Source organism: Bradyrhizobium sp. CCBAU 11430, assembly GCF_028128855.1.
GTDB classification, from domain to species: Bacteria; Pseudomonadota; Alphaproteobacteria; order Rhizobiales; family Xanthobacteraceae; genus Bradyrhizobium; species Bradyrhizobium ottawaense.
On record NZ_LBJV01000064.1, the window covers coordinates 115,008 to 131,287 of the forward strand.

Below are 16,280 nucleotides of genomic sequence, written 5' to 3' on the forward strand. Positions count from 1 at the left end.
GCCATGCTGAAACGCACGCTCCAGGCGATCATAAAGTCGCCGCTGACCAATGCGCTTCAGCTTGTCGCGCGCAAGTTCGTTCCGGTCGCCGTATTGACGGCTCTCATCCTCGGAATCGCGAATTTCATCCATCAGCAGAGCAACCACCAATGGTCTCGCGGAATCGAGACCTACATCGTCCTCGAGCAGATCAGGCGTTCCGAGCGGCTGCCTGCATCCGATCTCGCCTTTCTCGGCGACAGCTCTTGCCTGTTTGGGATTCACGTCCCGACCTTGTTGCACGCGTTTCCGGGATCCGACGTCGAGGCGTTCTGCACCATCGGCTATGTTGGCCCGGATGGCTACGCCGCCATGCTCGACAAGATGATCGCCCGCGGACGCCAGCCCAAGAAACTCGTTCTGGTGTTCAATCCGATCCAGTTCGAGCGCGATCCAAGATGGAATGAGTGGCCGACCTTCATCAGGACCGACCGTTTTGAAGTTCCTTCCGGCCTGACGTTTCCGGCCGGCGGTCTCGAATACATCCGACTGCTGATGGAGCGAGCCGTGTACACCCCGCTTCCTGGCGCCTATGCGATTTACTACGGCGGCAAGGATCAGTTCATTTCGACCATATGGAGCGAGCACGGTAGCGCCATCGACCCCAACCGAATGCTTGATATTCCTTCGCTGGAGGCTTTCAGGGCCACGCTGCCCGGCCACGTTCTTCTCAAGCCGCTCCCCGCCTCAAAACCGTTCGTGATGAACGCGGAATTCGAGAAGGCGCTCAACTCCCTGTCCGTAACGCTTTCGAAGCTTGACCGGTCAAAGGTCTATCTCGTGATCTCGCCGGTCAATTCCGTCAATGCTCAGGGCGACCCGCAGAGCTTCCACACCGAGGCAGGCAAGAGGATTGCGGCTCGACTTGGCCTCGATCAGTCGCAATTCCTGGATACCCCAGACGTCATGCTGGACATCCTGTATGCGCGTTATCCGGCGCATTTGCATCGATGGGCGCGGATGATCTACACCGAGCAACTTGCCAAGACCCTGGCTAACCGGAGAATCCTGGGAAAATCCGCCAGCGACTGAGTCGTCCGCTGGCGCGCGCCGCGCGTCCTCATGAGATGGTGGATTTTCGCGCTCGCTAACGCGACAAGCGCTTCGCGAGGTGGACCGACTGCCAATCTCCCAGTCCGGTATCCCTGAAACCTGCTTTCTTCGCCAGGCCGCGCATCTCGGCATTCGTCCGGGCCGTCTCGGCGGCGATCATCTCGTGGCCGAGATCGACCGCGCGCGTCTCCATCGCCGTCATCATCTGAAAGCCGAGCCCCATGCGCTGGAAGGCATCGGCAACGGAGATGGCAAATTCGCCATGCCGAGCCATCGCATCGTACGCGTATAGCGTTTCGCCGATGATCCTGCCCCGTCCCTCCTCCCTGAGCTCGGCGAGCAAGGTGAAGTGGTCGCGGCCACCGCTCTTGGCGACGCATTCGGCCGCGACCACGGAGAGATCGGTTCGCGCGCCCATGAAGCGCTTGCTACGCGATGTCGTGGAAAGGCCGGTGAAATAGACCGAGAGGCTCTCGACATCGGATTCGCTGGCGGTCCTGATGCAGACCATGCCCTTCGTTTCGGCCAGTTCGACCGGCTCGACGACGGCTCCCGGAAACAGCTGTGACATGCGTGATGCTTTCGGCAGGTTGCTGGGACTTGCAGACCTAGCCGAGGCCGCGCGCCGTCCGCTTGGACGGAGCTGCCAATCATGCGGATGAAAACGAACAGCTCGTTTTCATGTGCCGCGCGTCACACACGGGAGAGCGAAGGCACTTCCTCGGGCACGATCGCCTGAAGGCCGCCGAAGCGGCGCTCGCGGCCGTGGAAGGAGGCCAAGGCGGCGGCGAGATCGCTCGCGTCGAATTCGGGCCACATCCGCTCGGTGAAGTGCAGCTCGGCATAGGCGCCTTCCCAGAGCAGGAAGTCCGACAGCCGCTTCTCGCCCGAGGTGCGGATGATGAGATCGACGTCGCGCAAGCCGGCTTCGCCGGTGACGAGCTGCGAGAAGGCTTCGCGGGTAAGGCTCGTCAGCGCGGCCGCCTTCGCCGCGGCATTGAGGATGGCGTCGCGCGCGGAATAGTCGACGGCGATACGCAGGTGCAGCGTCGAGCCTTCAGCGGTCGTCTCTTCGGCGCGCGTGATCGCGTTGGCGATGCCGCCAGGCAACCGGTCGCGGCGGCCGATCACGGTGAGGCGCACGCCGTTCTTGACCAGGCTCTGCACCTCGTGGGCGAGATAGAAGCGCAGCAATGTCATCAGCGCCGCGACCTCGGCCTTTGGTCTCCGCCAATTGTCGGTGGAGAAGGCATAGAGCGTCAGGGTGCCGATGCCCTGTTTTGGCGCGGCCTCGACGATGCGGCGGATGGTCTCGACGCCGGCCTCGTGGCCGCGCACGCGCGACAGGCCGCGCCGCGTCGCCCATCGTCCGTTGCCATCCATGATGATGCCGACATGAAGCTTCTCGTTGCGGGACGCAAGGTCACTTTGCATTGCAAAGTCTCCGGTCAAAAAAGGGGGGAAGATCAGGTCGAGACGATACCGAGGCGGCCGAGCGGCGGCGCCTCGCGGCCGGCGGCTTTCGCAGCGTCGCGCACCAGGCGCTCGAGCACGGCGAGATAGTCGAGGAAACGGCGGCGCCCGGTCTTGGTGAGGCGGCAGGTGGTGTGCGGGCGGTTGCCCTCGTAGCCCTTGGTCACCTCGACGAGGCCGGCCTCCTGCAGAACGCCGAGATGCCGGCTGAGATTGCCGTCGGTGAGGCCGCAGAGCTGTTTAAGGTCGGCGAATGCCAGCCCCTTGGGATGCGCCATCAACGAGCTCAGAAGCCCGAGCCTCGCCTTCTCGTGGATCACGCGGTCGAGCCCTTCATAGGAGAAGGGCGCGCTGTCAGTCTTCGACATCATGGTCTCCGGATGCGACATAGAGAATGCCCGCCATCACCGACTGCCCGATCACGAAGGGCAGGCCCATGGTCCATGGCGACAACGTGTGCGTCTGGCTCGCGAGCACCACCACGGCGAAGCCGGACACGAAATACCAGGCACCGGCGAGCGCGACGGTGCGCGGCAGCGAGCGGACGGAAGCGAAAATGCCGAGCGATACCAGGATCTGCCACAGACCCGGGAGCAGCCAAAGCGTCTCGCCCGCGAACTTCCACATCACCACCGCGAGCAGCACGCCGGCAACGCCTGCCGGCAGGAACTGCTCGACCGCCTGGTGGATCATCGCGTCGGCCAGACCCGAATGATGGCGGTGCGAACGCGCACGCATCTCGATCCCGATGATCAGGCCGGACAGCGCGGCGGCTATGAACCAGCCGAGGAAAAAGCCGAGCGGCTCGCCGGTGGGATCGCCCAGCAGCCAGAATTGCAGGATCGCGGTGAGTAGCGCGACAGCGCCGGTCGCTGCCATCGTTGCCGGGCCATAGCCGCGGAACGCCGTACCAGCCGCAATCTGGCTGCGAATCGCCACGATGTCGGCCAGTGCCTTGTCGAGATCGCGCATTGGCAACGGCAGAACCTCGCTTCGCCCGTGTCTCCGGGATTGCTCGTCCCGTTACTTTGTGATGCAAAGTATATGGCATCGCAAAGCAAACGCAAGCTCGAAAGTTGCTGCAAGAGGATACCGCCGGCCCAGACAACTGCCGGTTGCGCATCCCCTACTCCCGTAGATAAGATGCGGTCCAAAAGCGTCCCGGGGGCTGGTATGTGGCTTAAGTCATTAATTCTCGGATCTTTATTGCAAATTGGTATCGCCGGAGCCGCGAATGCGGCGGGCCCGTTCGGCAGCGTCAATGTCGGCAATTGGATCGGCGGCGCCTTCAGCAACGACCAGACCGGCGCCTTCTCCCATTGCGCCGCGACGACGCCTTACCTCAACGGCGTTATCCTGGTGGTCGGCTACAACGCTGTCGGCACCTGGTCGCTCGCCTTTGCGAGTCCCAGCTACCGCTTCAAGCAAGGTGAGAACGCCGCGATCGACGTCATCTTCGACGGACAGGAGCAGGCGAGGCTGTTCGCCACGGCCAATCAGCCGAACATGCTCACGGCGGTCATGCCCGCCAACGTGGTGCGTACATTTCAGAAGGCAAGCCTGATGGTCGCAACCAGCGGCCGCACCGTGCTGAATTTCGATCTGACATCGACCGGGCCGGTGATCGCGGCATTGGCGAATTGCGTGAGCAAGGTGAAAGCCGACGGGCTCGACAAGGCCGGCGACTTCACCAAGGGGGCGGCCAAACCGGCCGCCACGGCGGAGAAGCAGCCATCACCGCCGGCGGGCAGTAAAGTTGCCAGGGCCAAGACCGGCACCGGCTTCGTGGTGAGCGCGAACGGTCACATCGTCACCAATCACCATGTGATCGACGGCTGCGTTGGCGACATCAAGGGCAATCTCACCGGTGAGGTCTCGATGGTGCTGCGCGTCGTGTCGAGCGACGCAAGCAACGACCTCGCTCTCCTGCAGGCGCCATCGACGACGACATTCAAGGACTTTGCGCGGATTCGCGACCGCTCGATCCGCTCCGGCGATTCCGTCATCGTCATCGGCTTTCCGTTCCATGGCTTGCTCTCGTCGGACTTCACCGTGACGACCGGCATCGCGAGCTCGCTCAGCGGCATGCGCAACGATACGCGCTTTCTGCAGATCAGCGCGCCGGTGCAGCCCGGCAATAGCGGCGGCCCGCTGTTCGACACCACCGGTCAGATCGTGGGCGTGGTCACCGCAAAGATCCCGGCGTTGCGCATCGCCGCCGCGACCGGCAACATTCCGGAGAATATCAACTTCGCCATCAAGACGGGTGCGCTGCGCGACTTCCTCGACAATTCCGTGGTGCCTTACCAGACCGCCGAGCCGAAGGGTGAACTCAAGACCACCGACATCGCCGGAAACGCGCGGCCGTACACGATGCTGATCTCGTGCAACGCGACGGAGCAGGCGGAAGCGAAACGATAGCGGCGCGAGCCGTAAGCCGGACGGAGCGACATCCGGCTACGAAGTCAGTCGATCCTCAATACGGAGCAACAGGCCGCACGCGCCGCGGCGGCCGCGGTTGCGCCGGCAGCCCTTGGCCGTAGGCGAAACGCGGATTGCGATCGCAATACAGCAGCCGGCCGGACACGCTGGCCTGGCATTGTTCATAGGTGCTGTAGGTGCATTCGCCGGGATAATCAAATTCGCCGCCCTGGGCGCACCATGGATAGTCGCGCGCGGCCGCGGGCGTGACGGTGGCGAAGCCGGCCAGGACCGCCGCACTGAACGTCAGCAGCACCAATTGCGTCTTGCGCATGATCCAACTCCTCTCTAGCTGGCCCGAGATACGGCGCCATCCCTTATCAGGTTTCGCAGCGCCGTTTTATTCCAGATCAACGAAACAAAGCACGCAAGAAAAAAGCCCTGCCGGACGGCAGGGCTCCTATCCTCACGATCACAAGACCGCTACTCGACCTTCAGGCCGGCGAACTCGACGACCTTCTTCCACTTCTCGGTCTCGGCCTTGATCTCCTCGCCGAACGCCTCGGGCGTCTGCGCCCGGGGCTCGCCGCCGAGCTCGACCAGACGCTTGGCCATGTCGGGCTCCTTGATCACCGCGTTGACCTCGGCGTTGAGCTTGGCGATGATTTCCTTCGGCGTGTTCTTCGGCGCGCCCATGCCGAACAGTGCGCTGGCCTCATAGCCCTTGACGGTGTCGGCGATCGGCTGCACGTCAGGCAGCTGCGGCGAGCGTTCCGTGGTGGTGACGCCGATGGCGCGGAGCGAGCCGGAGCGGATGTGCTGGATGATCGAGGGCATGTTGTCGAAGATCACCTGCACCTGGCCGGCGAGCATGTCGGTGATCGCGGGCGCCGCGCCGCGATAGGGCACGTGCTGCATCTTGCAGCCGGTCATCGCCATGAACATCTCGCCGGACAGATGCACCGAGGTGCCGTTGCCGGACGAGGCCATGTTGACCTTGCCGGGATTGGCCTTCACGTATTCGATGAACTCGGCGACGTTCTTGGCCGGCACGTCCTTGTTGACGGTCATCACGTTCGGCACGCGCTGGAACGAGGCGACCGGCGCGATGTCGCGCACGAAGTTGAACTTCAGATTGGTGTAGAGCGAGGCGTTGATGTAGTTGGCCGGATTGACCAGCTGCAGCGTGTAGCCGTCGGGCTCGGCATTGACGACCGATTCGGTGGCGATATTGTTGCCGGCACCCGGCTTGTTCTCGATCACGAATTGCTGGCCGAGCTTTTCCGACAGGCGCTGGCCGATCAGCCGCGCCAGGATGTCGGTGGCCCCGCCCGGCGGATAGCCGACCACCCATTTCACCGGGCGGGCCGGATAATCGGCGGCAAGGGCCTTCGACAGCGGGGTGGCTGCAAGCGGACTGGCGGCGAGCAGGCCCAGCGCGGTACGGCGAGTGATCATCTCAAGGGTTCTCCCAACGTGTTGTTCTTGAAGCCAGATAGCTTGAAGCCGGCGTCCGCGAGGTTGTAACAAAGCTTGCCGCAGGCGCAAAGTGGGCGGGGCGCATCGCGACGAAAGGATAAGGCATGGTCGTCAAGGTCGAAGCCCTCGATCATCTCGTGATCAACGTCGCCGACGTCGCGGCCACCGCGGAGTGGTACGGCAAGATTCTCGGCATGGAAGTCAAGGTGTTCGACCCCGGCGGCGGCAAAGCGCCGCGGACTTCGCTGGTCTTTGGTAACCAGAAGATCAACGTCCGGCCGCGCGATGCCGACAAGGTGGAGTGGTTCACCGCGGACCATCAGACCGCCGGAAGCGAGGATCTCTGCTTCCTCACCTCCGCCACGCCCAATGAGGTGGTGGCGCATTTGCAGGCACACGGTGTCGCGATCGAGGAAGGCCCGGTTCCCAAGCAGGGCGCGCGCGGCACGCTGCGCTCGGTCTATTGCCGGGATCCGGACGGCAGCCTGATCGAGATTTCGTCGTACGAGGATTGAGAGAGGGTGGGCTCGCTGCCCGCCCCAAACACCGTCATTGCGAGGACCTCTTGCGACGAGGCAATCCAGACTGCCCCCGCGGAGACGGACTGGATTGCTTCGCTGCGCTCGCAATGACGGGGAGAGAGCGTGCATTTCCGCGTCCCCGCGGATCTTCTCGCCGCGCCGTCCGGTGGCAGGAAGACGCAATCATCAAAAGGCAGCCGCCATCAAGATGCAGGCTGCACGGGAGGAATCATGTCGCTTCAACAGACTCCAGCCGGAATCGTCGGCCCATTCGACGGGCTCGACGTGCCCTGGCTCTTGAGGATGCGTGCCGAGGTCCGGCGTGATCATCCGTTCCTGATCTGGGCGCCGTTCGATGCGCCGGCGCGGCGCTGGAGCTATGGCGAATTTCACGAGCGGGTCGGCGCGCTCGCGGCAGGGCTGGCACGGCGCGGCGTGAAGCCGGGCGAATATGTGCTCATTCATCTCGACAATTGCATCGAGGCGCTGCTGGCCTGGTTTGCCTGTGTCGAGCTAGGGGCCATCGCGGTCACCACCAACACGCGCTCGGCGCCGGCCGAGATCGCGTATTTCGCCGATCATTGCGGCGCGGTCGCCGCGATCACGCAGCCGGCCTATGCGGAGATCGTCGCGCAGAATTGCCGCAACATAAGCTGGATGGTGGTGACCTCGCACGATGCGGGGGCGGCGCCGGCGCTAGGCGTCTCGCGGGGCGACAGTTTTGAATCCCTGTTCGCCGACAGCGCCGACCGCCCCAGGCGCGCAGCCGATCCGCTGGCGCCGTGCAGCGTGCAGTACACCTCGGGCACGACCTCGCGCCCCAAGGCGGTGCTGTGGACCCACGCCAACGCGCTGTGGGGCGCGAAGATCAACGCCGCGCACGAGGACCTGCACGCCAGCGACGTGCACCAGACCTATCTGCCGCTGTTCCACACCAATGCCCTCGCCTACTCCATGCTGGCGACGCTGTGGGTCGGCGCCACCTGCGTGATCCAGCCGCGCTTCTCCGCGAGCCGGTTCTGGGGCGTCGCGCGCGAGCATGGCTCGACCTGGACCTCGACGATCCCGTTCTGCATGAAGGCACTGCTCGAGCAGGAGATCCCGAAAGACCATAAATTCCGCCTGTGGGGCACCGCGATCAACGAGCCGCCGGCCTTTGCCGCCTTCGGCGTCAAGATGATCGGCTGGTGGGGCATGACCGAGACCATCACCCACGGCATCGTCGGTGAAGTCGACCAGCCCAACATACCCATGTCGATCGGCCGCGCCGCGCCGGAATATGAAATCCGCATCACCGGCGACGACGGCCGGCCGACCGAGGTCGGCGACACCGGCAATCTCGCGATCAAGGGCATCCCCGGCCTGTCGCTGTTCGCCGAATATCTGCACAACGAGAATGCGACGCGCGAGAGTTTTGACGCGCACGGCTTCTTCCTCACCGGCGACCGCGTCGAGCGACTGGAAAACGGCTTCATCAAGTTCGGAGACCGCGCCAAGGACATGCTGAAGGTCGGCGGCGAGAACGTCGCGGCCTCCGAGATCGAGCAGGTGATCGCGCAGGTGCCGGGCGTGCGCGAGGCGGCTGTCGTGGCCAAGTCGCATCCGATGCTGGACGAAGTGCCTGTGGTCTTCATCATCCCGCAAGGCGGTGTCGCCGGTGCTGCGGCTGATCTGCACGAGCGCGTGATGGAAGCCTGCCGCAAAGGCCTCGCCGACTTCAAGCTGCCGCGCGAGATCAGGTTCGTCGACGACATGCCGCGCTCGACACTGGAGAAGGTGGCGAAGGCGGAACTGCGGAAGATGGTGGGGTGAGGACGGTGCCGTAGGGTGGGTTAGCGAAGCGTAACCCACCACTTCTGTCTCTGCGGATACCAAAGAGGTGGGTTACGCCTTCGGCTAACCCACCCTACGGCATCTCGCCTAAAACGCCCCCAGCGCCACGGGCCTGAACGCCTGCAGCAGCTGCTGATCGAGCTTGCCGCCCATGCCTTCCATCATCCCGAACGCACGGGAATGCGTGAAGGGCATGCGGTAGGCGCGTTTCTCGACCAGCGCGGCGTAGATGTCGACGATCGTCGTCAGACGGACGATGTCGCTGATCTGGTTCGACGACAGGCCGTTCGGATAACCTGAGCCGTCGAGGAATTCGTGGTGATGCAGCACGACGTCGAGCATCTCCGGCGGGAACCCGCCTTGGGCTGCGAGCGCGTCATAGCCGCGGCGCGGATGCTGGCGGACCTCGGCCATCTCATCGTCGGAGAGCTTGCCGGGCTTGTCGAGCAGCGCGGAGGGAACGAAGGCCTTGCCGACATCGTGCAGCAGCGCGGCGCGGGTCAGGCGGCGCTGGTCGTCCTCGCGCATGCCGAGGTGCTGCGCGAAGGAGACGGCGAAGCCGGTGACGAACAGGCAGTGCCGGTAGCTGCCGACATGGTGGCAGCCCACCGTGGTGAGCCATTCGCGCAGCGAGGAATGCTTGATCGCCTTCAGGATCTTGCTCTCGGCGGCGATCACGTCGTCGAAGGTCAGGGGCACGCCGAGCGGCAGCTTCTCGAACATCTTCGCCAGCACCGCGTGCGCCGCCTCGACGCCGCGGTTGAGCGTCTTGCCGCGGTCGGTCGCGTCATAGGCGGCGGTGTCCGGGAAGGCTGCGCGGATGCGCTGAAGGATGGCGTCCGCCTGGAGCGGCCGCGAGATCGTGTCGGTGGCGCCCAGCGCCCAGGCCTGCATGGTGCCGTGATGCAGGGCATCGGCGAGCACGAACAGCCGCGGCATCGAACGATAGGCATCGCCGCGCAGCTTGTTGCGCACGCGCTGCACGCTTTCGGGCGAGCGCAGGTTGATATCGACCACGAGGCCGGAGAGATCGCGCGAGGGCTGCTCGGGAATCCCCTGCGTCGTCACCGTCGAGACATCGCCGACCGCCTTCAGGATGCTGGCGAGCTCGGTGCTCTCGTCGCTCCGGTCGGAGGCGAGCAGAAGCCGGCGTTTGGCGGCGGTTTTGGCTGAGGCGTTCATGACTTCCCCAAAGCACGGGATTGGATTTGGCGTCAGCCTAAGCCGGATCAGGTTCTCCGGCCCTTAAGAGGCGTGCTCAATGGAACTTTGCGGAATTGGGCGCAATTTTACGGATGTGGGTTCCAGGAGGGAGAACTCAAAAATCGCGAAAACAACCCCATGCACAGTAGGAAGCCATTGATGGATAAGAGGAATTCTCACCGTCATGCCGGGCTCGTCCCGGCCATCCACGGCCTTTGGCCCCGGAGCACGAAGAACGTGGATGCCCGGGACGAGCCCGGGCATGACGGCTTGTGGGGATACGGATCACCACAAACAAATCCGCCGGAGGTTGGCCTTCGGCGGATCGTCTCATCCTGCAATCACGCTCGGCCCTACGCCTTCATGCTCGCCTTCACGGCTTCCGCCGTGATCGGCAGTGCCCGCACACGGGCGCCTGAGGCGTTGAAGATGGCGTTGCCGATGGCGGGGGCGACCACCGTGACCGCGGGCTCGCCGACGCCGGTGGCCTTCTCGCCATTGGCGATCACGGTAACCGCGACCTCGGGCATCTGGCTCATGCGCAAGGGCGTGTAACTATCGAAATTGGTCTGCTCGATGCCACCGTCCTTCAGCGTCGCCTTCTCGTACATCGCCAGCGACAGGCCCCACAGCGCCGCGCCCTCGACCTGGGCACGGATATTGTCGGGATGCACCTGCGTGCCGACGTCGGTTGCGACCGTGAGCTTCTTCACGGTGACCGCGCCCGACGGCGCCACCGCGACATGGGCGACGCACGCCGTCCAGCTTGCGGTCGCGCGCTCCTGCGACGAGACGCAGGCAACCCCCATGCCCTCGCCTTTCGGCAATGGCCTGGTGCCGTAGCCCGACAGTCCCATCGCGGCGAGCAGTGTGTTGCGCAGCCGCTGCGCGCCGCCGTCGTTCTTGCCGGCGCCGTCGAGCAGCGAGATGCGGAACTGCGCGGGATCCTTGCCCGTGGCAGTCGCGATCTCGTCGATCATGCTTTCGACCGCCCAGAAGGTCCAACCCGGCGCCACCGAGCGGAGCTGGCCGGACGGCGTGGCGTTGTGCGCGAGCTCGTTCTTGATCGCCCGCACATAATGGTTGGGCACGGTGTAGAAGAAGTCGGCGCCGTTGACCGTGAAGCTGTCGAGCGGACCCTTCTTGTCGACCGAGGGCGTCAGGAAATCGGGGATTCCCCAGCGCGCGGTCGGCCAGGCCGAGACCACGTCGTGGCTGAGCGCGACGAGCTTGCCGTCGCCGTCCACGCCGGCCTTCACTTTCTGGTAGGTGAGCGGACGCGAGAAATCCATCGTCATGTCGTTCTCGCGCGAGTAGATCACCTTGACCGGCTTGCCGACCGCCTTCGCTGCCTGCACCGCGGGAATCATCATGTCGGCATCGAGACGCCGGCCGAAGCCGCCGCCCAGCCAATGCTGATGCATGACGACGAACTTCGGATCGATCCCGGCCGCACCCGCAGCGATCGCGCCGGAGCGTGTCGCGAACTGGTTGCCGGAATAGATGTGCAGGATGTCGCCCTTGAACTCCGCAGTGGCGTTCATCGGCTCCAGCGGCGCATGGATGTTGATGCTGGTGGTGTACTCCGCCTCCACCACCTTGGCCGCCGAACCGAAGGCCGCGTTCGGATCGCCGTCCTTGACGAAGAACTGGCCGGAATCCTCCAGGCCCTGAAGCCGCTTGGCCTCGTCCAGCAGCGACTGGCTCGACAGTTTTGCGTTCGGACCGCCGTCATAGGCGATCTTCAGCGCATCCGCCGCCTTGCGCGCGTTGGCGTAGGTGCTCGCCACTGCGACGACCCAGCCGGAGGTGGTTCCGGTCTTGTCGTCGAGGATGACGGCTTTCATGAAGCCGGGCACCTTCTTGGCATCGCTGTCGTCGACCGACTTCACCGTCGCGCCGAAGCGTACCGGCGGGGTCACCACCTTGCCGTAGGCCATGCCCGGCAGCATCACGTCGATGCCGTACTTGGCCGTGCCATTGGTCTTGGAGGGGATGTCGAGCTGCGGCACCGACACGCCGATCATGGTGTATTGGTCCGGCGTCTTCAGCTTGATCGCCTTCAGCTCGTCCGGCGTGAAGGTCTTGGTCGCCTTGCCGCTCTTGACGATGTCGGCAAACGACATCTGCTTCCTCGACTTCGGATGCGAGACGATGGAATCGCGCACCACCAGCTGGTCCTTGAAGTAGGGCGGCAGCCCCATGGCTGCAGCGGCGGCCTCCGTCAACGCAATGCGACCGGCCGCACCCGCCCGGCTCATCGCCTCGAAGTTCATCATGGTCGACCAGCTGCCGCCGGTGATCTGTGCGCCGAGCACGGGATCGTTGAACTTCGGATCGTTGGAGGCGAGCGCGACGCGCATGTCGCTCCATTTCGCGCCCAACTCCTCGCAGACGATCTGCGCCATGGTGGAGGCGATGTGCTGGCCCATGTCGGCCTTGCCGCAGGTCACGGTGACGAGACCATCCGGCGAGATCGCATACCAGACGCTCGGCTCGAAATTGGCGGGAGCCGCAGCCGACGCGGAATCGATGCCGGGCACGCCGGCATAGCCGAGCACGAGGCCGCTTGCGGCGGTGCCGACGAGGAAGGAGCGGCGGCTGAGATCGGTCGTCGCGGGGGTGACGTTCTTGACGTGCTTATTCATGTTGGCCTCCGTTCGTTGCCGGAGGCGGACGCGGTGCGCATCTCGGATGCGGCTCGCATGATCGCCTTCTGGATCCGCGAATAGGTCATGCAGCGGCAGAGGTTGCCGTCCATATGCGCCACGACTTCTTCCTTGGTCGGATTGGGATTCTTCGACAGCAGCGAAGCTGCCTGCATGATCTGCCCGGACTGGCAGTACCCGCATTGCGGCACCTGCTCGGCGACCCACGCCTTCTGCAAGGGATGATCGCCCTTGGCGGAAAGGCCTTCGATGGTGGTGATCTTCTTGCCGGCGACGTCGCCGACCATGGTCTGGCACGAGCGCACGGCTTCGCCGTTGACGTGCACGGTGCAGGCCCCGCACAGCCCGGCACCGCAGCCGAACTTGGTGCCGGTCATCTGCAATTGCTCGCGGATCGCCCAGAGGAGCGGCGTGTCGTTCGCCGCATCCACGGACATACTCCGCCCGTTGATGGTGAGTGTTGGCATAGGCGTCTTCCCCTGCCGGTGCATGAAGCCGCTTACGACGGCAACTTGAATAGCGGACGCCCACCGGGCTGGCGTCAGCCTTGGCGGCGAGAATGATCGGGTTCGCGTGCCGTGGCAAATGCAATTTGGAACGAGTCGAAAAAACCGCCTCTGCACTTGCTCGTTGTGCGCCGCGCCAACGGCGCCGACGCAGCCACTGGACACAACAGCGCGTGCGTCAGACATGCGTGCCATCGCTTTCAGGCAGTTTCTTCCAGGTAACTTGGCGAAGTAGAATGCAGCCAACCGCGAACCTTACCCTCCCCTGGAGGGGGAGAGTGAAACACTGAGATTGCGGCTAGAACAAAAAGAAAGGGGCGGAAGCAATGCCAAGGATCGATCGCGACGGCGTCAATATCTACTACGAAGTTCACGGCGACGGTCCGCCGCTGCTGCTCACCCACGGCTATTCCTCGACGTCGGCGATGTGGCATGGGCAGGTCGATGCGCTCGCGAGGGACCACATGCTCGTGCTGTGGGACATGCGCGGCCACGGCCAGTCCGATTATCCCGATGATCCCAACGCCTATAGTGAAACTCTGACGGTCGGCGACATGGCGGCGATCCTCAACGCTGTCGGCGCTGAGCGCGCGATCATCGGTGGTCTCTCGCTCGGCGGCTACATGTCGCTCGCGTTCTATCGCAACTATCCGCAAGCCGCCCGTGCGCTGCTGATCATCGACACGGGGCCCGGCTTCAAGAAGGACGACGCCCGCGATGCCTGGAATGCGCGGGCACTCGGCACCGCCGACAAGCTCGATCGCGAAGGTCTCGACATGCTGAAATCGGCCACCCGCGAGCGCGCCACCGCAAGCCATCGCGACGCCAGGGGATTGGCGCTCGCCGCGCGCGGCATGCTGACCCAGCGCGACGCGCGCGTGATCGAGCTGCTGCCCGACATCAGGGTGCCCTGCCTGATCGTGGTCGGCGCCGACGACACGCCGTTCCTCGCCGCGTCCGATTACATGGCGGCAAAAATCCCCGGCGCACAAAAGGTCGTGATCCCCGCGGCCGGCCACGCCGTCAACATCGATCAGCCCAAGGCTTTTGTTGACGCGGTCGAGCCTTTCCTGAAGAACTTGCCGGCATAGGCCGGACAATCAGGGACGCAAGACCATGATGCGAGCGATCTTCGCGGCGGGCGCAACAGCGGCCCTGTTGTCGGCAGCGCACGCCGAACCCTTCGGCACTGTGCCGCCGCGCCAGCCCTTCGTCACGACCTTGTCGAACAATACGCCGCTCGCCTTCGGCATGGATGCCGAGCAAACCGCCCGCGCCCTCGGGCAGCCGCTGCAATATGTGCGCGGGCGTCCCGGCAACGAGATCTATCTCGCGCTGCGCAACATCGGCGGCAGCGGCTTGATCCCCTACCGCCACCGCCTGTTCCTGCAATTCCGTCATGGACGGCTGGCAGGGTGGAAGGAGGATTACGGCGAGAACTGGATGTGGGAGTAGGTGTTGCCGCTCACGGCCTCGGACCACGGCGCATGATGAGCGGAGCTTTACGCTGAAGTTTCGGCTTCGTCATGGCCGGGCTTGTCCCGGCCATCCACGATCTTCCGTGCGGCACCAAGAACGTGGATGCCCGGGACATAGGCGAGCGAAGCGACGCCGTCCTTCAGACGGCTATGCCCGGGCATGACGAGATTGTGGAACGAGCGAATTTCCCTATCGACGACCAACCAAGAAGGACAACCCGCGTGGGACACGACATCAAGCTGACGGCCTCCGACAATTTCCAGTTTGGCGCCTATCGCGCCGATCCCGGTGGTACGCCGAAGGGCGCGGTGGTGGTGATCCAGGAGATCTTTGGCGTCAATCACCACATCCGCTCGGTCTGCGACCGCCTCGCCGGGGAAGGCTATGTGGCGATCGCGCCGTCGATCTTCGACCGCACCACGCCGGGCTTCCAGTCGGGCTATTCGCCCGATGAGATCGCCGAAGCCCGCAAGTTCGTCGCCAGCCCCGATTGGGCGGCGATGCTGCGCGACACCCAGGCCGCGATCGATGCGGTGAAGAGCGTGGGCCCGGTGGGCATCATCGGCTTTTGCCTGGGGGGCAGCATCGCCTTTGTCGCGGCGACCCGGCTGTCGGGACTGAAGGCTGCGATCGGCTATTACGGCGGCGCGGTCGTGCGCTTCGCCGACGAGACGCCGAAGGCGCCGACGCAACTGCATTTCGGCGAGAAGGATGCGGGCATCCCCCTGACCGACGTCGAGACCATCAAGTCGAAGCGGCCGGAGGTGGAGGTGTTCGTCTATCCGGGCGCCCAGCACGGCTTCCATTGCGACGAGCGCGCGAGCTACGACAAGGCCAGCGCCGACATCGCCTGGCCGCGCAGCATGGACTTTTTCGCGAAGCATTTGAAATAGGGCGCGTCTCTTTCGTCTGTCATTCCGGGGCGACGCGTCAGCGTCGAACCCGGAATCCATCGGGCGTCAGCGATGGTGGCGCGATGGATTCCGGGCTCGCGCTATCGCGCGCCCCGGAATGACAAGAGGAGAGAGTTGCGCCATCTCAAAGCAGGAATCGGGTGGCTGCATCCTGCCGCCCGGCGATAGAGCTGGCCAATCGAGCCAACTCACGCCGGGAGATCGCCATGCCGCAAGCCATCACGCACCTCGTCATCCGCAATCCGTTCGGAACCATGGATGTCCCCTCACCCGATGATTACGAAGTGATGGCTTATGCCGCGACGGCCACGCTGCCTGGCGGTGCCGCGGACGGCAATGCGCCGGCGTGGGCAGCGATCGCAGCGCCATCCGATCCGCTCGAAGGCATCTGGGCGAGCCGCTGGAACGGCGGCGCCGATCCGACCATCGCCGGCGACACGGCGGAGACGTGGAAACAAGGGCGCGCGGAAGTGCGCATCACGGGCAGCCGTATCTATCTGCGCTTCGACTGGGACAATGGCCGCCGGCACGGGCTGATCGAGGCCGCACGCGAGGGCGCGGATCGGCTGGTCGGAAAATATGTCAACCTGACCACGCCGGCGATCACACGGCCATGGGTCGGACGCGTCATCGACGCTAACAGGATCGATGGATGTTTTCCTGACGGGCGGCTGGATTTCAGGCGGTGAG

Annotated in this window: 18 protein-coding genes; 8 read left to right on the plus strand and 10 right to left on the minus strand. The window is 64.4% G+C overall.

Annotated elements, in window-relative coordinates; translation table 11 throughout:
* The first annotated feature begins 3 nt into the window (after positions 1-3).
* Entirely contained in the window at positions 4-1,071 is a 1,068-nt protein-coding gene (locus XI04_RS23735; protein WP_028139568.1) for a hypothetical protein, read from the plus strand.
* 55 nt (positions 1,072-1,126) lie between these two features.
* On the opposite strand, the gene XI04_RS23740 is transcribed toward XI04_RS23735, so the two are convergent.
* The 4 genes from XI04_RS23740 to XI04_RS23755 form a co-directional block, all read right to left on the minus strand.
* Positions 1,127-1,663 carry a GNAT family N-acetyltransferase gene (locus XI04_RS23740; RefSeq protein WP_028139567.1) on the minus strand — a complete coding sequence of 179 codons (537 nt, stop codon included), beginning with the start codon at positions 1,661-1,663 and terminating at the stop codon, positions 1,127-1,129.
* 122 nt (positions 1,664-1,785) lie between these two features.
* Positions 1,786-2,526, minus strand: a complete 741-nt coding sequence (locus tag XI04_RS23745; protein ID WP_212475294.1) for a di-trans,poly-cis-decaprenylcistransferase — start codon at positions 2,524-2,526, stop codon at positions 1,786-1,788.
* A gap of 32 nt (positions 2,527-2,558) precedes the next feature.
* Positions 2,559-2,933 carry a winged helix-turn-helix domain-containing protein gene (locus XI04_RS23750; RefSeq protein ID WP_173015749.1) on the minus strand — a complete coding sequence of 125 codons (375 nt, stop codon included), beginning with the start codon at positions 2,931-2,933 and terminating at the stop codon, positions 2,559-2,561.
* Positions 2,920-3,537, minus strand: coding sequence for a hypothetical protein (locus XI04_RS23755; protein WP_028139564.1), 618 nt, complete (start codon positions 3,535-3,537; stop codon positions 2,920-2,922). Before XI04_RS23755 ends, XI04_RS23750 begins: the two co-directional genes overlap by 14 nt.
* A gap of 201 nt (positions 3,538-3,738) precedes the next feature.
* On the opposite strand from XI04_RS23755, the gene XI04_RS23760 reads away from it, so the two are divergent.
* Positions 3,739-4,986: a S1C family serine protease gene (locus tag XI04_RS23760; protein ID WP_028139563.1), complete on the plus strand. Its 1,248-nt coding sequence runs from the start codon at positions 3,739-3,741 to the stop codon at positions 4,984-4,986.
* Positions 4,987-5,041: 55 nt separating this feature from the next.
* On the opposite strand, the gene XI04_RS23765 is transcribed toward XI04_RS23760, so the two are convergent.
* Together XI04_RS23765 and XI04_RS23770 are read right to left on the minus strand one after the other, a co-directional pair.
* Positions 5,042-5,320: a DUF3551 domain-containing protein gene (locus XI04_RS23765; RefSeq protein ID WP_028139562.1), complete on the minus strand. Its 279-nt coding sequence runs from the start codon at positions 5,318-5,320 to the stop codon at positions 5,042-5,044.
* A 149-nt stretch (positions 5,321-5,469) separates the two neighbouring features.
* Complete coding sequence (locus tag XI04_RS23770) at positions 5,470-6,444, minus strand: Bug family tripartite tricarboxylate transporter substrate binding protein (protein WP_028139561.1); 975 nt, start codon at positions 6,442-6,444, stop codon at positions 5,470-5,472.
* A gap of 125 nt (positions 6,445-6,569) precedes the next feature.
* Here XI04_RS23770 and XI04_RS23775 point away from each other — a divergent pair, with 125 nt between their 5' ends.
* Both XI04_RS23775 and XI04_RS23780 read left to right on the plus strand, forming a co-directional pair.
* Positions 6,570-6,980, plus strand: coding sequence for a VOC family protein (locus XI04_RS23775; protein ID WP_028139560.1), 411 nt, complete (start codon positions 6,570-6,572; stop codon positions 6,978-6,980).
* A gap of 237 nt (positions 6,981-7,217) precedes the next feature.
* Positions 7,218-8,798 (plus strand): AMP-binding protein, encoded by a 1,581-nt coding sequence (locus XI04_RS23780; RefSeq protein WP_028139559.1) that lies wholly within the window; start codon positions 7,218-7,220, stop codon positions 8,796-8,798.
* A gap of 108 nt (positions 8,799-8,906) precedes the next feature.
* Here XI04_RS23780 and XI04_RS23785 read toward each other — a convergent pair whose 3' ends face one another.
* From XI04_RS23785 to XI04_RS23795, 3 genes are all read right to left on the minus strand, one after another.
* Positions 8,907-10,001 carry an HD-GYP domain-containing protein gene (locus tag XI04_RS23785; protein ID WP_028139558.1) on the minus strand — a complete coding sequence of 365 codons (1,095 nt, stop codon included), beginning with the start codon at positions 9,999-10,001 and terminating at the stop codon, positions 8,907-8,909.
* A gap of 374 nt (positions 10,002-10,375) precedes the next feature.
* Entirely contained in the window at positions 10,376-12,670 is a 2,295-nt protein-coding gene (locus XI04_RS23790; protein WP_028139557.1) for a xanthine dehydrogenase family protein molybdopterin-binding subunit, read from the minus strand.
* The gene (locus XI04_RS23795; protein WP_028139556.1) at positions 12,667-13,158 is read right to left on the minus strand and encodes a (2Fe-2S)-binding protein; all 492 of its coding nucleotides are present in this window, start codon (positions 13,156-13,158) and stop codon (positions 12,667-12,669) included. The genes XI04_RS23790 and XI04_RS23795 overlap by 4 nt, the downstream gene beginning before the upstream one ends.
* Positions 13,159-13,523: 365 nt before the next feature.
* Here XI04_RS23795 and XI04_RS23800 point away from each other — a divergent pair, with 365 nt between their 5' ends.
* Together XI04_RS23800 and XI04_RS23805 are read left to right on the plus strand one after the other, a co-directional pair.
* A complete protein-coding gene (locus XI04_RS23800) occupies positions 13,524-14,288 on the plus strand; it encodes an alpha/beta fold hydrolase (protein ID WP_271594049.1) in 765 nt (254 codons plus the stop codon).
* Positions 14,289-14,313: 25 nt separating this feature from the next.
* A complete protein-coding gene (locus XI04_RS23805; RefSeq protein ID WP_028139554.1) occupies positions 14,314-14,652 on the plus strand; it encodes a hypothetical protein in 339 nt (112 codons plus the stop codon).
* 47 nt (positions 14,653-14,699) lie between these two features.
* On the opposite strand, the gene XI04_RS23810 is transcribed toward XI04_RS23805, so the two are convergent.
* On the minus strand, positions 14,700-14,837 hold the full coding sequence (locus XI04_RS23810) for a hypothetical protein (RefSeq protein ID WP_157158790.1): 138 nt from the start codon (positions 14,835-14,837) through the stop codon (positions 14,700-14,702).
* 60 nt (positions 14,838-14,897) lie between these two features.
* Here XI04_RS23810 and XI04_RS23815 point away from each other — a divergent pair, with 60 nt between their 5' ends.
* Together XI04_RS23815 and XI04_RS23820 are read left to right on the plus strand one after the other, a co-directional pair.
* Entirely contained in the window at positions 14,898-15,569 is a 672-nt protein-coding gene (locus XI04_RS23815) for a dienelactone hydrolase family protein (RefSeq protein ID WP_271610271.1), read from the plus strand.
* Between the two features lie 227 nt (positions 15,570-15,796).
* Positions 15,797-16,279 carry a hypothetical protein gene (locus XI04_RS23820; protein WP_038949410.1) on the plus strand — a complete coding sequence of 161 codons (483 nt, stop codon included), beginning with the start codon at positions 15,797-15,799 and terminating at the stop codon, positions 16,277-16,279.
* The last annotated feature ends 1 nt before the right edge of the window (position 16,280 follow it).

Bases quoted from the DNA above. Each gene is read 5' to 3' on its own strand.
- XI04_RS23735 (WP_028139568.1), top strand. From the start codon at position 4: ATGCTGAAACGCACGCTCCAGGCGATCATAAAGTCGCCGCTGACCAAT.
- XI04_RS23805 (WP_028139554.1), top strand. From the start codon at position 14,314: ATGATGCGAGCGATCTTCGCGGCGGGCGCAACAGCGGCCCTGTTGTCG.
- XI04_RS23810 (WP_157158790.1), bottom strand. From the start codon at position 14,837: ATGCCCGGGCATAGCCGTCTGAAGGACGGCGTCGCTTCGCTCGCCTAT.
- XI04_RS23775 (WP_028139560.1), top strand. From the start codon at position 6,570: ATGGTCGTCAAGGTCGAAGCCCTCGATCATCTCGTGATCAACGTCGCC.
- XI04_RS23820 (WP_038949410.1), top strand. From the start codon at position 15,797: ATGCCGCAAGCCATCACGCACCTCGTCATCCGCAATCCGTTCGGAACC.
- XI04_RS23760 (WP_028139563.1), top strand. From the start codon at position 3,739: ATGTGGCTTAAGTCATTAATTCTCGGATCTTTATTGCAAATTGGTATC.
- XI04_RS23795 (WP_028139556.1), bottom strand. From the start codon at position 13,158: ATGCCAACACTCACCATCAACGGGCGGAGTATGTCCGTGGATGCGGCG.
- XI04_RS23740 (WP_028139567.1), bottom strand. From the start codon at position 1,663: ATGTCACAGCTGTTTCCGGGAGCCGTCGTCGAGCCGGTCGAACTGGCC.
- XI04_RS23750 (WP_173015749.1), bottom strand. From the start codon at position 2,933: ATGTCGAAGACTGACAGCGCGCCCTTCTCCTATGAAGGGCTCGACCGC.
- XI04_RS23790 (WP_028139557.1), bottom strand. From the start codon at position 12,670: ATGAATAAGCACGTCAAGAACGTCACCCCCGCGACGACCGATCTCAGC.
- XI04_RS23785 (WP_028139558.1), bottom strand. From the start codon at position 10,001: ATGAACGCCTCAGCCAAAACCGCCGCCAAACGCCGGCTTCTGCTCGCC.
- XI04_RS23770 (WP_028139561.1), bottom strand. From the start codon at position 6,444: ATGATCACTCGCCGTACCGCGCTGGGCCTGCTCGCCGCCAGTCCGCTT.
- XI04_RS23780 (WP_028139559.1), top strand. From the start codon at position 7,218: ATGTCGCTTCAACAGACTCCAGCCGGAATCGTCGGCCCATTCGACGGG.
- XI04_RS23800 (WP_271594049.1), top strand. From the start codon at position 13,524: ATGCCAAGGATCGATCGCGACGGCGTCAATATCTACTACGAAGTTCAC.
- XI04_RS23765 (WP_028139562.1), bottom strand. From the start codon at position 5,320: ATGCGCAAGACGCAATTGGTGCTGCTGACGTTCAGTGCGGCGGTCCTG.
- XI04_RS23745 (WP_212475294.1), bottom strand. From the start codon at position 2,526: ATGCAAAGTGACCTTGCGTCCCGCAACGAGAAGCTTCATGTCGGCATC.
- XI04_RS23755 (WP_028139564.1), bottom strand. From the start codon at position 3,537: ATGCGCGATCTCGACAAGGCACTGGCCGACATCGTGGCGATTCGCAGC.